The following is a 13,847-nucleotide window of genomic DNA, read 5'->3' as shown; positions in this document are numbered from 1 at the left end:
TCTCCTTGTACTTCGTTGTCAGCGGTTTACCGGCTTTTCAGCCCCGGTCCATCCCGTTTGCGGCATCATCCAGTCGTCCAACCGCCCAGCGCGCCGCATCCGCCACCGTGGCGTCCGGATCGTCGCACAATCCCTGTGCCACCGGCCGTAGCGCCGGCACCCCCGAATTGCCGATCGCATACAGCACGTTCCGCACGAACCGGTCCCGCCCGATCCGCTTGATTGGACTGCCCGAGAACCGCTCGCGAAACCCCGCATCGTCCAGCGCCGCCAGCTCCGCCAGCCCCGGCGCCGTCAGGTCGTCCCGCGCGTGATACTTCACCTCCCGCGCCTCGACCGCGAACTTGTTCCACGGGCACACTGCAAGACAGTCGTCGCAGCCATAGATCCGGTTGCCCATCTTCGCCCGCAACTCCTCGTCCACCGGCCCCTTGTGCTCGATCGTCAGGTAGGAAATGCACCGTCGCGCATCGAGCTGGTAGGGCGCCGGAAACGCCTCCGTCGGACAGATGTCGAGGCACGCCCGGCACGACCCGCAATGGTCGCTTTCGGCGGGATCAGTCTCTAATTCCAGCGTCGTGAACACCGATCCGATGAAGAACCAGTTGCCCAGCTCCCGGCTCAGCAGGTTTGTATGCTTGCCCTGCCATCCCAGCCCCGCCGCCTGCCCCAACGGCTTCTCCGGCACGGGCGCGGTATCCACGAACACTTTCACCTCACCGCCGCCCTCGGCAATCAACCACCTCGCCAGCCGCTTCAACCGCTTCTTGACCGTGTCGTGATAATCCTTGTTCCGCGCGTAAACCGACACCGTGCCGACCTCCGGCTCATCAAGCGTCGCCATCGGGTCCACGTCCGGCGTGTAACTCTCCCCCAGCACGATCACCGACCTTGCCTCGGGCCACAGAACCTGCGGCGCCCCGCGCCAGTGGCTGCGCTCCGCCAGCCACCCCATCTGCCCGTGCCGCCCCTTCTCGAGAAACTCCGCCAGCCGTCCCGGCACCTGCGGCACATCCCACGGCCGGCACACCCGGCAGGCGTCAAACCCCTCGGCCAGAGCCTGCGAAACCAGTCTCTGTTTCAGCCCGTTCTTCATCTTGCCAAAAATATTCCGGGGTGAATTGGCCCGGACAACGTCCGGGTCAAGAGGGGCAGCGCCCCTGCGCAACCGCCCTTTTCAGAAATCCAGGTCCGCATAATGCGCCGGCTGCGGAAACCCCGGGATCTGGTCCGCCAGAATCCCCCGGAAGGCCGGCCGCGACTTGATCTTCGCATACCAGTCCTTGACGATCTCCGACCGGTTCCAGTCCACGTCCCGGATGTAATCCAGCGAGCTCAGATGCGCCGCCGCCGTGAAATCCGCCAGCGTCATCACGTCCCCGGCCAGCCACCGCCGCTGGTCCAGCAGCCATGTCATGTAATCGAGGTGGAACTTGATCGCCTTCGCCCCGGCCTTCACGTTAGAGCTGTCCGGAAACCCCTGCTTCATCACCTTCTTGTTCACCCGCTCGTACAGCAGGTTCGAGGTGACCTCGCTGTGAAACTTGTCGTCGAACCAGTTCACCAGCCGCCGCACCTCGAACCGCGCCTCGGCCGATTTCGGCATCAACGGCGGCTCGGGATACTTCTCCTCGATGTATTCACAGATCGGCGTGCTCTCCGCCATCATCCGGTCGTCGAGCTTCAGCACCGGCACCTTGCCCGCCGGGTTGCGCCGCAGGAAATCCGGGCTCTGCTCCCAGTATTTCTCCTCCACCAGCTCGCACTCGATCCGCTTCTCGGCAAGTACGAGCCGCACCTTGCGGCAAAAGGGGGAAAGGGGAACGTGATATAGCTTTGCCATGTCCGTCTTGCTGTTCTGCGCCGGGCTGCGTTTCTCCATGCCCGGAATATCGATGTAATTCAATCCTCGAAACAGGCCGATCTGCCGTCGCGGCGGATCGTGGCCGCCCCGTCAAGGATCGAGGCCGCGCGTTTGCGCACATAGGCCGAGGGGTTCGCGGCCGACCGTCCTTTCGGGTCCGGAAGCACCGCCGCCAGCCGCGCCGCCTGCGTAGGCGTAAGCTTGTCCGGCCCCACGCCAAAGTAATGCCGTGCCGCCGCCTCGACCCCGAACACCCCCTCGTCGAACTCCGCCACGTTTAGGTAGACCTCGATGATCCGCCGCTTCGGCCAGACGATCTCGACCACCGGCGTGATCATCGCCTCCAGCGCCTTCCGAAGCCAGTTCCGCCCGTGCCACAGGTACACGTTCTTCACCGTCTGCTGGCTGATGGTCGAGGCGCCGCGGCCGCTGCCTTCCTCGATCGCACTGCGGATCGCCGACATGTCGAACCCCCAGTGGTTGCAGAACTCCGCATCCTCCGCCGCCACCGCGGCCCGCGCCATCACCGGCGCCACGTTCGTCAGCGGCACCCACACATGCTCGATCCTGCCCAGCCGCGCCTCTTCCTGCCGCATGTAGATCGTCTTCGGCGGGTTCAGCACCCGGTGCGCGATGATCATGCAGGCGGCAACCACCGCCACCACAAGGATCAGCCGGATACCCCAGCGCCACGCAAAGGCAACCGGGCGAAACTTCCGCTTCGCCCGCCCGCCCGTCTTCTTCGATTTTGCCGGTTTGCGCTTTGCCATCCCGTGTCCGCTACAGCGCCCGCAGGTGTCTTTCAATACCGGCGTGCCGGCGCCGATGCGTCAGAACGAACAGGCCCAGACCCGGATCGAACAACCGTAATCGTACTGGTTGCAGTACCCCATGGCGATGTTCTCGGCCCCCGCCCGGCTCGGGCTGTGACCCCAGCCCCAGCCGTTATTGGCCCCCACGGCCATCGCCCCGCAACTGTTGTAGAAGGTCTTGATCTGGGTGCATCCTCCCCCGCATTCCTGGTTGACGCGGTTGAAGGCCTCCTGCTGTGACGGGTAGTTGTTCGACCAGCCATACGCGCCCCCCGGCCCAAAACCCACCGCACCCCAGCAATACTGGTACCCGCACTGCCCGGCCGCCACCGGCCCGGCCGCAAGGCCAAGCGCCGCAACGGCGCCGGAAATGAACAAACGAAATTTCATAAGTGATTCTCCCGGTTACCCGGGGTCAGTATCAGCCATTTCCGGATTTTCGCCAAACTTCAACAGCTTGGGCAGGTCAGATTGCCCGGCCCGCCGAGCCATCCCGGCCCAGGGCGGGCACCCTCGCTTCTTCTGGCCGGAAATATCCCCGCCGGAGGCATCCGACAGGGCGTCGGGCCGCGAGCGGCGCAAATCATGCGCTCACGGCCCGGTAAACCTGTCGAAAATCGACCCTATTCCGCCGGAATCGCCTCGTCCTCGATCCCCAGCGGATAGTCCAGCTTGTCGAGCATCTCGGTCGGGCAGATCTGAAGGAAGTTGCCCTTCTCAAGCTCCCAGTACTGCAGGATGTCCTGCGCCCGCCGGCTGCCGGTCTCCTCGGCATGCCGCTGGATCAGCCCTTCCAGCTCGGTTAGCCAATGGTCCTCCGTCACCGGACAGACCACCACCGAAGTCGCGTTGATCAGGTTCCGCGCCTTGCCGTCCGGGTCGTAGAGATAGGCCATGCCCCCCGTCATCCCGGCGGCAAAGTTCGCGCCCACCTCGCCAAGGATCACGGCAATGCCCCCGGTCATGTACTCGCACCCGTTCGAGCCGCAGCCCTCCACGACCACGTGCGCGCCCGAGTTCCGTACCGCAAACCGCTCCCCGGCCCGGCCACTGGCAAAGAGATACCCTGCCGTCGCCCCGTAAAGCACCGTGTTGCCGATGATCGTGTTGTCCGCCGCCACCAGCGGGCTCATTTGCGGCGGGCGCACCACGATCGTGCCCCCCGACAGGCCCTTGCCGACATAGTCGTTGGCATCGCCCGACACCTCGATCTTCAGCCCCGGCGCGGCAAACGCCCCAAGGCTCTGACCCGCGCTGCCGGTCAGCTTCACCGTCAGGTGGTTGGGCTGCAGCGCGTTGCGCATCCCGAAATTCCGCACGATATGGCTCGACACCCGCGTGCCCACCGTTCGGTCGGTGTTCTGCACCGCGTAATGCAGCTGCATCTTCTCGCCATCGTTGAGGAACCGCGCCGCATCCCGCACGATCTCGGCATCCAGCGTATCCAGCACCTCGTTCCGCGGCTTGTTGCGGTCATAGACGATGTCCTTGGCCCCATCCACGGTGATCAGCATCGGGTTCAGGTCAAGGTCGTCCAGGTGCGCCGAGCCCCGGCTGACCTGCGTCAGCAGGTCGGCCCGCCCGATCACCTCGTCCAGCGACCGCGCGCCGATGCTGGCCAGGATCTCCCGCACCTCCTGCGCGTAGAAGGTGATGAGGTTCACCACCTTGTCCGCGTTGCCGGTGAACTTCTCCCGCAGGCTCTCGTCCTGCGTACAGACACCGACAGGGCAGGTGTTCGACTGGCACTGCCGCACCATGATGCACCCCATCGCGATCAGCGCGGCGGTGCCGATGCCGTATTCCTCGGCCCCCATCATCGCCGCCATCACGATATCGCGGCCCGTCCGCAACCCCCCGTCGGTCCGCAGGGTGATCCGGTCGCGCAAATGGTTCATCGACAGAACCTGGTGCGCCTCGGTCAGCCCCATCTCCCACGGCAGGCCCACATACTTGATGCTGGTCGCCGGGCTCGCCCCGGTGCCGCCATTGTGCCCCGAGATCAGGATCACGTCGGCCTTGGCCTTGGCCACGCCCGCGGCAATCGTGCCCACGCCCGACTGCGCCACCAGCTTCACACAGACCTTCACCGTCGGGTTGATCTGCTTGAGGTCATAGATCAGCTGCGCAAGATCCTCGATCGAATAGATATCGTGGTGCGGCGGCGGCGAAATCAGCGTCACGCCCGGCGTTGAATGCCGCAGCCGCGCGATCAGCTTGGTCACCTTCATGCCGGGCAGCTGCCCGCCCTCGCCGGGCTTCGCGCCCTGCGCCACCTTGATCTCCAGCTCCTCGCACTGGTTCAGGTACTCGGCGGTCACGCCGAACCGGCCAGACGCCACCTGCTTGATCTTCGCCGACGGGTTGTCACCATTGGGCTCCGGCGTGAAATGCGCCGGGTCCTCGCCGCCCTCGCCACTGTCCGAGCGCGCGCCGATCCGGTTCATCGCCACGTTCAGCGTCTTGTGCGCCTCCGGGCTAAGCGCGCCTAGGGACATCCCCGGCGTCACGAACCGCTTCCGAATCGCGGTCACGCTTTCCACCTCTTCCAGCGGAATCGCCTTGCCCAGCGGCTTGATCGCCATCAGGTCGCGCAAATGGATCGGCGGGTTCGCCTGCATCGCCTGGCTGTACCGCTTCCAAAGCTCGAAACTCGCCTTGTTGCACGCCATCTGCATCATGTGCATCGTCTGCGCGCCCCAGGCATGGGTCTCGCCCGATTTCCGCGCCTTGTAGAACCCCCCGATCGGCAGGATATCCTTGCCGCCCCGGAACGCCTGCTTGTGCACGTCCTGCAGCTTCGCCTGGATCCCGCTGACCCCGATACCGGAAATCCGGCTGGTCAGGCCCGGGAAATACTCCGCGCACATCGCGCGTGACAGCCCCACCGCCTCGAAGTTCAGACCACCGCGATAGGACGAGATCACCGAGATCCCCATCTTCGACATGATCTTCAGCAAGCCCTGGTCGATTGCCTCGCGATACCGCGCCACGTTCTCGGTCAGCCCGCCATCCAGCAGCCCCCGCTCGATCCGGTCGGCCAGGCTGTCCTCGGCCAGATAGGCGTTCACCACCGTCGCGCCCGCCCCGATCAGCACGGCAAAATAATGCGGATCCATGCACTCCGCCGACCGCACGTTCAGGCTACAGAAGGTCCGAAGACCCTTCCGCGTCAAATGCGAATGCACCGCGCTGGTGGCCAGGATCATCGGCATCCCGATCCGCTCCTCGCTCACCCCGGTATCCGACAGCACGATATGCCCGGCACCCGAGCGCACCGCATCCTCCGCCTCGGCCCGGATCCGCGCCAGCCCGTCGCGCAGCGCGTTCTCGCCCGGCGCGAAGGTACAATCGATCTGCGTCACCTCCCCCTCGAACTCGCGCATCAGCGCGGCCCATTGCGCATTGCCGATGAACGGGCTTTCCAGCACCACGATCTCGGTCTGCGCGCCGCTCTCGTCCAGCACGTTCTTCAGGTTCCCGAACCGCGTCTTCAGGCTCATCACCCGGAACTCGCGCAAGCTGTCGATCGGCGGGTTGGTCACCTGGCTGAAATTCTGCCGGAAGAAGTGGCTCAGCGGCCGATAGCTCTTCGACAGCACCGCGCTCGGCGTGTCATCCCCCATCGAGGCGACCATCTCCTTGCCGTCCTCCGCCATCGGTGACAGCACGCTTTCCAGCTCCTCGATCGTGTAGCCCGCCGCGATCTGCCGCCGGCGCAGCTCGGCCCCGGTGTAAAGCGGCTTCTCCGTCACCCCGGCCAGCACCTCGTCCATGTCGTTGATCTTGCCGACCCACTCGCCGAACGGCAGGGCGCGCGCCAGTTTGTCCTTGATCTCGGTGTCGTGGTAAAGCTGCCCCTTCTGCATGTCGACGGCCAGCATCTGCCCCGGCCCAAGCGCGCCCTTCTCCCGCACCGTGGCCTCGTCGATCGGCACCATCCCGGCTTCGGACCCGGCAATCACCAGCCCGTCACCCGTCACCACGTAGCGCATCGGCCGCAGCCCGTTCCGGTCCATGCCCGCGCAGACCCAGCGGCCATCGGTCATCGCCAGCGCCGCCGGCCCGTCCCACGGCTCCATCACCGAGTTGCAGTAGGAATACATGTCCCGCCACGCCTCGGGCAGCTCCTCGGCCTGCTTCGACCAGCTTTCCGGCACCAGCATCGTCTTGGCCATCGGCGCGCTCCGCCCGGCCCGCACCAGAACCTCGAAAACCGAATCCAACGCCGCCGAATCCGAAGACCCGCCCGCGATGATCGGCTTGATATCCTCGGCGTGATCCCCGAAGGACGCGCTCGCCATCCGGATCTCGTGGCTCTTCATCCAGTTGGTGTTGCCCTTCAGCGTGTTGATCTCGCCGTTATGCGCCAGCATCCGGAACGGCTGCGCCAGCCACCATTGCGGGAAGGTGTTGGTCGAATAGCGCTGGTGATAGATCGCAAACGCGCTGATGAACCGCTCGTCCTGCAGGTCGGGATAGAAATCCGCCACCTGCTCGGCCAGCATCATGCCCTTGTAGATGATGCTCCGGCACGACAGGCTCGCGATATAAAGCCCGTGAATCCCCGCCTCGGCCACCGCCTTCTCGATCCGGCGGCGAATGACGTAAAGCTCCCGCTCGAAATCCTCCTCGTCGATCCCCTTGGCGTTGGAAATCAGGATCTGCTCGATCTCGGGCCGCGTCGCGTTGGCCTTCTCGCCCAGAACGCTCACATCCACCGGCACGTGCCGCCAGCCATAAATGTAATGCCCCATGCGGATGACTTCCGTCTCCACGATCGTCCGGCAGGTCTCCTGCGCGCCGAAATCCGTCCGCGGCAGGAACACCTGCCCCACGGCCATCAACTGGTCTTCCCGCGGCTCGTGCCCGGTGCGCCGCACCTGGTCATAGAAGAACGGCACGGGGATCTGGATGTGAATGCCGGCACCGTCCCCGGTCTTGCCATCGGCATCCACCGCGCCCCGGTGCCAGATCGCCTTCAGCGCGTTGATCCCGGCATCCACCACCTTGCGGCTGGGGGATCCATCCACCGACACGACAAGCCCGACGCCACAGGAGGAATGCTCCTCCTCCTCGGAATACATGCCGTTCTCGGCCAGCCACTTGCGCTTGGCTTCCTCGTTCTTGGCCCAGTTGGTGTCGAATTTGGTCATGGCATTATCCTTTCGCGGATAGGCTGTTCGGCGTGGCAATGCTGCTGATTGCCTCACAGTCGTATTGTGGCTGATCGCTCGTGAACCCCAGTTCATCGGGATAGATGATCTCGACTGGCTCTGCGATTTCCGGCACTTCTGAACCGTCGATGCGACCTGTCCCACTGCCAGCAATAATCGCATGGCTGTCTCGATCCAGATATTGTTCGCCTGTCCAGAAGAGATCCAAGGAGTTCAGCGTAAAGCGGTATTCGGACGAGAGCTTCGTGAAAACGGTACGCTCAAGAACCAAGGTTTCGTCCGTTAAACGCATTTCGCCTGTGAAACGTGCAGGAATGGGGTCGATGAATGGGGCGACAATCATCAGCGCGGTATGATCGAACACGTCGCGGCCTGTTTCCATCAGTTCACTGACGGATACAGGGTCGCGGTCCTCCGCAATGTCGATCAGGTTGAAATCACCCTCGGCGTTCCAGTAAACGACGGACCCGCCTTCAAGATCGGTGACTTCAGTCGAGACGAACAGGTCTTCATCAATCTCCCGGTAAAGCAGGAAGTCTTCGCCACCAACCGAACAGGTATAGACCTTCTCAAGCTGGCAACCCCGCTTCTGCACAGCGTAAACCGGGTTACAGGCCTCCAGCGGCATATCCTGCCACATGGCAAAATCGGCGTGGCCAAGCGACGGCGCGGCAGAAACCGCCACGAGACCGGCCGCAATCCGGCACCATGCCCTGTTGATCCCCGTCTTCACTGTTAACCGTTCCTTCATCCGATGGGTCAGGCCACCTGACCCGTCTGCCGCCGGGCGCCGCTCTCGGCACCGACGCAATACCGACAAAATACCGACGTTAGACCGACGTCGCATGTCACTCCGCCGCGATGGCCTGCCGGCCACCGTCGAGATCCTTCAGGATCGCCTCCGCCGCGTCGCGCCCGTCGCGGATCGCCCAGACAACAAGGCTGGCGCCCCGCACGATATCGCCCACGGCATAGACCCCGTCCATCGCCGTGCGGCCGGTGGTGAATTCCGCCTTGACCGTGCCCCAGCGGGTCACCGCAAGCTCCTCCACGCCCCACAGCGTCGGCAGCTCTTCCGGCTCGAAGCCCAGCGCCTTGATCACGAGGTCCGCAGGCTCGTCATAATCGGCCCCCTCGATCTCCTCCGGCGTCTGCCGCCCGGTCGCATCCGGCGCGCCAAGGCGCATCTGCTGCACCTTCACCGCCGTCACCGGGTCGCCCACGAACCCCTTGGGCGCGCTCAGCCATTCGAACACCACGCCCTCTTCCTCGGCATTGTCCACCTCGCGCTGGCTGCCCGGCATGTTCTGCCGGTCGCGCCGGTACAGGCACTTGACCGAGGTCGCCCCCTGCCGCACCGCCGTGCGCACGCAGTCCATCGCGGTATCGCCACCGCCGATCACCACCACGCGCTTGCCCTCGGCGTTCAGCTCGCCGCTCTCGAATTCCGGCACATCGTCGCCGAAACTCTTCCGGTTGCTCGCCGTCAGGTAATCGATCGCCCGCACGATGCCACTCGCCCCCGACCCCGGGCCGGGAAGGTCACGGCTCTTGTAAACCCCCGTCGCGATCAGCACCGCATCGTGCTTTTCGCGGATCTCCTCGAAGCCGATATCCTTGCCCACGTCGCAATTCATCACGAACTCCACGCCGCCCTTCTCGAGCTGCGCGTTGCGGCGCATCACGATGTCCTTCTCCAGCTTGAAGCCGGGAATGCCATAGATCATCAGCCCGCCCGAGCGGTCGTACCGATCATAGATCGTCACCTGCACACCGGCCCGCCGCAGCATGTCCGCCGCCGCCAGCCCGCCGGGCCCGGCGCCGATGATCCCCACCGACTCGGGGCGCTCCTCGCCGGGCGTGATATCCTCGACCCAGCCTTCCTCGAAGGCGGTATCGGTCAGGTATTTCTCCACCTGCCCGATCGTCACCGTGCCGTGGCCCGACTGCTCGATCACGCAGTTGCCCTCGCACAGACGGTCCTGCGGACAGATGCGGCCACAGATCTCCGGGAAGGTATTGGTCAGCTGGCTCAGCTCATAGGCTTCCTTCACCCGTCCCTCCGCCGTCAGGCGCAGCCAGTCGGGGATGTTGTTGTGCAGCGGGCAATGGGTCTGGCAATAGGGCACGCCGCACTGGCTGCAGCGGCCTGACTGCTCCTTCGCCTTCTCGGCGGCATACTCGGCATAGATCTCGTGAAAGTCCTGGTTGCGTTCGGTGGCTGAACGCTTTTCTGGCATGGACCGTTCTACAGTCACGAATTTCAACATGGGCTGCTTTGCCACGGGGTCGTCTCCGAATTTCCGAAATACCGCGCTTGTTTACTTTATGGTAATCGGGAAATAAAGTCAGAAAGACTGACCTAATACGAAATAAATAGCTACAACTCGCGCTTTTTCTTTATCTTTTGGTCATAAATTAAGTCCGCTCCGGACCTAAATCAAATCTTTCCCCCGGAACTCAGTTGTTTATAGCTGGGCCAACACCCCTCCGCCCCGCCGGGACCTCCGCTGATGCCCCTCTTCCACCTCGTCATCATCGCCCTGATTCAGGGGCTTACCGAGTTTCTGCCGATCTCCTCCTCCGGCCACCTGATTCTCCTCCCCCACCTCACCGGTCTCCAGGACCAGGGCCAGGCCATCGACGTCGCCGTCCACGTGGGCACCCTCTTCGCCGTCCTGCTCTACTTCTGGTCCGACATGCGCAAGGCGATGCTCGGCCTGCCCCGCCTCCTCATGGGCCGCGCCGATACCGAGGGGGCGAAACTCGCCCTGCTCCTGCTCGTCTCCGCCGTGCCGGTCATCGCCTTCGGCCTGATCCTCAAGCTCACCGGGCTCGACCTCTACCTGCGTTCGGTCGCGGTGATCGCATGGGCGATGCTGATCTTCGGCATCCTGCTCTACTGGGCCGACCAGTTCGGCGAGACCACCCGCTCGCAGAAGGACTGGACCCTGACCGACGCCATGGTCGTCGGTGTCTGGCAGGCCATCGCCCTGATCCCCGGCACCTCCCGCTCTGGCATCACCATCACCGGCGCCCGCTTTCTCGGCTACAACCGCCACGACGCGGCGAAACTCTCGATGCTGATGTCCGTGCCGACCATCGTCGCCAGCGGCGCCCTGCTCTCGGGCGAGGCGCTGCTCAATGCCGATCTCGCGCTTCTGAAAGACTGCGGCATCGCCGCCGCGCTGGCCTTCGTCGCGGCCCTGCTGGCGCTTACCATAATGATGCGCCTCCTGCGCACCGTCAGCTTCACGCCCTACGTGATCTACCGGGTGATCCTCGGCATCGTCCTGCTATTTATCGCCTACAGCTAGGCGCCCCGCAGGTTCGAGGCCGAGCGCTTGATGTCGTCATACTGCCCGTCCGGCCGGAACCGCCACAGATAATCCGGCAGCACCGCCTCCATCGCAACCGGGTCGATCCCGAGATCGGCAAAGGTCTTCACCCCCACCGACACCACGTTATCGTCCTTCAGCGTCTGCACCTGGTCGCGGGTGATCTGCGGCGGCACGAGGCCGAAGGTGATGGTCTGCACGAACTCCATCACCCCGGCCATGATCGAGGCGATCCAGAACGGGATGTTGATGATCATCCGCCGGCGATGGATCACCCCGAGCATCTGCTGCATCAGCTCGCGGAACGTGTTCACATCCGGTCCGCCCAGCTCGTAAATGCCCGGCGCGGCCGTGCCCTTCACGCCCATCTCCGCGGCGGCGGCCACGTCGTCGACCCACACGGTCTGGAACTTCGTCGAGCCCCCGACAACCGGCAGGATCGGCCCCAGCCGGCTCATCCCGGCAAAGCGGTTGAAGAACGAATCCTCCGCCCCGAACATCACCGACGGCCGCAGGATCACGGCATCGGGGAACGACTCGAGGATCGCCGCCTCGCCCTGCCCCTTGCTCCGGCCATAAAGCGTCTCGGCCTCCGCATCGGCCCCGATGGCCGAGATATGCACCAGCCGCGCCACGCCCTCTTCCTTGGCGATCCGGCCGATTCGCGCAGCACCCTTGTTCTGCACCGCATCGAAATTGTTCTTGCCGCCCTTGTCGAACGTGCCCACGCAATTCACCGCGGCATCCGCCCCGCGCAGCACCGACCGCACGCTCTCGTCATCGCGGATATTGCACAGCACCGGCTCGACCTGGCCGACGACCCCGTAGGTCCGCACATACACCGCCTCGTTCGGGCGCCGCACGGCCACCCTGACCCGCCAGCCCGCCTTGGCCATCCGCCGCGCGATATACCGCCCCAGGAAACCGGAGCCCCCGAAGATCGTGACGAGTTTTGACTTGGGCATATGCTGGCCTCCGCAGTCTTGCCGTTCACCCCTCTTCCTAGCCTCCCGCGCGGGCTTCGACAAGGCGTGATGCCCGATTGCCGGCCCACCGGAAAATCGCCGTTGACAGCGCCCCGGCCCCCGGCTAAACGGCGTCCTCACGACACCGGCCCAGGTGGCGGAATTGGTAGACGCGCTAGCTTCAGGTGCTAGTGTCCGTATGGACGTGGAGGTTCGAGTCCTCTCCTGGGCACCATTCGTCAAGCCTTAAATCCAGAATTTGTTGGTTTTCTGAGGTTTCGGGCGAATGATTGGAAGGATTTGCCCCACAACTTGCTCCACACGCGCCCCGCCGACATGAAAGCCGACGAGACAGGTTTTCTTTTATGCTGGTGATGGAAGCGGGCGGTCACACCCGAAATGCGAACTTGATGTCTCGTTCCAGATCGGTGAGCCGAGCAGCGTGCCAGCTGAGTGCCCCGTCGAATTCTGGGCCAGAGTAACCTCCTTCGATCTCTGTGAGAGGCTCACCAATTAGGCAGAGTAGCTCGCCCATGATAGTCCGCATACGCAGGACGAGGGTTCGGGCATCTCTGGTCGCGTGGACCTGGTCTGCGATCTCTCGCAGGGCCGCTTTCTCGTCGACGCCGGGGTCTGCCCGGCCCTGACGGATCAGCCCATCGAGGCTGTCGCCGTGATCGTCGAGGTAGTCCCGAAGACGATCCAGAACTGTGGATCGAAGAGCTGCGAATGTGGGAATGATCGTGAGTTGGTTCATATCGGAACCTCACGCGTCCAGCCCCCGGCGTGTGCAGAGGTTTCTGAAACTGGCGCGGTCAGACACCGTCGCATGGAGAGTACACGGCGGTGCGGGATCGCTGTGCGGGATTGCACGTCGCCCCTGTTCGAAGAACCCTCGCGGCAGCAGCATCCACGTATTAGAGTTCTCGAAAACACCGGAAAGGGTCAAATCCTCACCGGATGAGACGCCATCCTAATGTGGAGACGCGTCTCACTGAGAAGGCGCGTCTCCACATTAGGATGGCGATATTCTTTCGTGCGTCTGACCGCTCTACGGCACGCACGTGCCTCGAACTCCCGGGAGGCCGCTCATCGCTGACCTTTAGCACCTTTGGGGTTCAGGGAGGGCCTCCTGCGTCGTTTTTACAGGTAGCCGGCGGCCATATGATCCCCTCCGGCCCTCATGAAAAAGAAAGGGTCCGTTTCACGAATGAAGCGGACCCTGGAATCAATGATTGAGGCGAGATAGAGAGGCGCGACGAGGTAGTTAGGTCATGGATTCGCGAACTCGAAGTTCCGCCTGAGCCATTCCATTTCCTCATCCTCCAGGATCCTTTCACAGCCCTCGAAGAGCGCAAAATTGAGAACGATCATCGCGGCGTGAAAGTTGTGAGGGTCAAGCTTCCGGAAGTCGTCGATGTTGAAGGCGGTCACACCCGAAAAGCAGGCATGGAGTAAACGTGCCGCGCCCGCGCTCGCGCCACTGCCGGATCGCGCCAGTTTCATCAGCGTGTTTGCAGCCGAAACGAGTTCCGGGTGGTCCGGCTTGACTTTGCCGGGCAGGACGCAAAAACGAGCCCGGTTTTGTTTGTGAACGGCAAGCGACCTACGGATCGCATCCAGCCCATCTTCAGGAGGGTTTGTGTCTTCTTTGGGTTCGGACATGTCGGGCCTTTCGAAAGTGGTGATTA

General features: G+C 63.7%; 11 protein-coding genes and 1 tRNA gene. 2 read left to right on the top strand and 10 right to left on the bottom strand.

What is annotated here, in order from left to right; all coding sequences use genetic code 11:
• Window positions 1-37: 37 nt before the first annotated feature.
• From queG to RLN94_RS01135, 7 genes are all read right to left on the bottom strand, one after another.
• Window positions 38-1,096, bottom strand: coding sequence for a tRNA epoxyqueuosine(34) reductase QueG (gene queG, locus RLN94_RS01165; RefSeq protein ID WP_350159184.1), 1,059 nt, complete (start codon window positions 1,094-1,096; stop codon window positions 38-40).
• An 81-nt stretch (window positions 1,097-1,177) separates the two neighbouring features.
• Entirely contained in the window at window positions 1,178-1,843 is a 666-nt protein-coding gene (gene fzlA / locus RLN94_RS01160) for an FtsZ-binding protein FzlA (RefSeq protein WP_300893793.1), read from the bottom strand.
• Between the two features lie 59 nt (window positions 1,844-1,902).
• Window positions 1,903-2,634, bottom strand: coding sequence for a monofunctional biosynthetic peptidoglycan transglycosylase (mtgA, locus tag RLN94_RS01155; protein ID WP_350168407.1), 732 nt, complete (start codon window positions 2,632-2,634; stop codon window positions 1,903-1,905).
• A gap of 60 nt (window positions 2,635-2,694) precedes the next feature.
• Entirely contained in the window at window positions 2,695-3,066 is a 372-nt protein-coding gene (locus RLN94_RS01150) for a DUF4189 domain-containing protein (protein ID WP_350168405.1), read from the bottom strand.
• A gap of 233 nt (window positions 3,067-3,299) precedes the next feature.
• Window positions 3,300-7,832 carry a glutamate synthase large subunit gene (gene gltB, locus RLN94_RS01145; protein ID WP_350168403.1) on the bottom strand — a complete coding sequence of 1,511 codons (4,533 nt, stop codon included), beginning with the start codon at window positions 7,830-7,832 and terminating at the stop codon, window positions 3,300-3,302.
• A gap of 4 nt (window positions 7,833-7,836) precedes the next feature.
• On the bottom strand, window positions 7,837-8,586 hold the full coding sequence (locus tag RLN94_RS01140) for a hypothetical protein (protein ID WP_350168401.1): 750 nt from the start codon (window positions 8,584-8,586) through the stop codon (window positions 7,837-7,839).
• 115 nt (window positions 8,587-8,701) lie between these two features.
• Window positions 8,702-10,138: an NAD(P)-dependent oxidoreductase gene (locus RLN94_RS01135; RefSeq protein WP_350168399.1), complete on the bottom strand. Its 1,437-nt coding sequence runs from the start codon at window positions 10,136-10,138 to the stop codon at window positions 8,702-8,704.
• Between the two features lie 228 nt (window positions 10,139-10,366).
• Here RLN94_RS01135 and RLN94_RS01130 point away from each other — a divergent pair, with 228 nt between their 5' ends.
• Complete coding sequence (locus RLN94_RS01130) at window positions 10,367-11,170, top strand: undecaprenyl-diphosphate phosphatase (RefSeq protein ID WP_350168398.1); 804 nt, start codon at window positions 10,367-10,369, stop codon at window positions 11,168-11,170.
• Here the strand turns inward: RLN94_RS01130 and RLN94_RS01125 are convergent.
• Window positions 11,167-12,156 carry a complex I NDUFA9 subunit family protein gene (locus RLN94_RS01125; RefSeq protein WP_350168396.1) on the bottom strand — a complete coding sequence of 330 codons (990 nt, stop codon included), beginning with the start codon at window positions 12,154-12,156 and terminating at the stop codon, window positions 11,167-11,169. The genes RLN94_RS01130 and RLN94_RS01125 overlap by 4 nt on opposite strands.
• A 148-nt stretch (window positions 12,157-12,304) precedes the next feature.
• Between RLN94_RS01125 and RLN94_RS01120 the strand changes: the two genes are divergently transcribed.
• A tRNA-Leu gene (locus RLN94_RS01120) sits at window positions 12,305-12,391 on the top strand.
• A 153-nt stretch (window positions 12,392-12,544) separates the two neighbouring features.
• Here the strand turns inward: RLN94_RS01120 and RLN94_RS01115 are convergent.
• Together RLN94_RS01115 and RLN94_RS01110 are read right to left on the bottom strand one after the other, a co-directional pair.
• Window positions 12,545-12,913 carry a hypothetical protein gene (locus tag RLN94_RS01115; RefSeq protein WP_350168394.1) on the bottom strand — a complete coding sequence of 123 codons (369 nt, stop codon included), beginning with the start codon at window positions 12,911-12,913 and terminating at the stop codon, window positions 12,545-12,547.
• Window positions 12,914-13,428: 515 nt separating this feature from the next.
• Window positions 13,429-13,821, bottom strand: a complete 393-nt coding sequence (locus RLN94_RS01110) for a DUF7673 family protein (RefSeq protein WP_350168392.1) — start codon at window positions 13,819-13,821, stop codon at window positions 13,429-13,431.
• Between the last annotated feature and the right edge of the window lie 26 nt (window positions 13,822-13,847).

This window comes from Roseovarius sp., assembly GCF_040223625.1.
Classification (GTDB): domain Bacteria; phylum Pseudomonadota; class Alphaproteobacteria; order Rhodobacterales; family Rhodobacteraceae; genus Roseovarius.
This window is presented reverse-complemented; position numbering and strand designations above follow the sequence as displayed.

What these genes read in the sequence shown, in the direction of transcription:
- queG (WP_350159184.1), bottom strand. Translation starts at nt 1,096, where the DNA reads ATGAAGAACGGGCTGAAACAGAGACTGGTTTCGCAGGCTCTGGCCGAG.
- fzlA (WP_300893793.1), bottom strand. Translation starts at nt 1,843, where the DNA reads ATGGCAAAGCTATATCACGTTCCCCTTTCCCCCTTTTGCCGCAAGGTG.
- mtgA (WP_350168407.1), bottom strand. Translation starts at nt 2,634, where the DNA reads ATGGCAAAGCGCAAACCGGCAAAATCGAAGAAGACGGGCGGGCGGGCG.
- RLN94_RS01150 (WP_350168405.1), bottom strand. Translation starts at nt 3,066, where the DNA reads ATGAAATTTCGTTTGTTCATTTCCGGCGCCGTTGCGGCGCTTGGCCTT.
- gltB (WP_350168403.1), bottom strand. Translation starts at nt 7,832, where the DNA reads ATGACCAAATTCGACACCAACTGGGCCAAGAACGAGGAAGCCAAGCGC.
- RLN94_RS01130 (WP_350168398.1), top strand. Translation starts at nt 10,367, where the DNA reads ATGCCCCTCTTCCACCTCGTCATCATCGCCCTGATTCAGGGGCTTACC.
- RLN94_RS01125 (WP_350168396.1), bottom strand. Translation starts at nt 12,156, where the DNA reads ATGCCCAAGTCAAAACTCGTCACGATCTTCGGGGGCTCCGGTTTCCTG.
- RLN94_RS01115 (WP_350168394.1), bottom strand. Translation starts at nt 12,913, where the DNA reads ATGAACCAACTCACGATCATTCCCACATTCGCAGCTCTTCGATCCACA.
- RLN94_RS01110 (WP_350168392.1), bottom strand. Translation starts at nt 13,821, where the DNA reads ATGTCCGAACCCAAAGAAGACACAAACCCTCCTGAAGATGGGCTGGAT.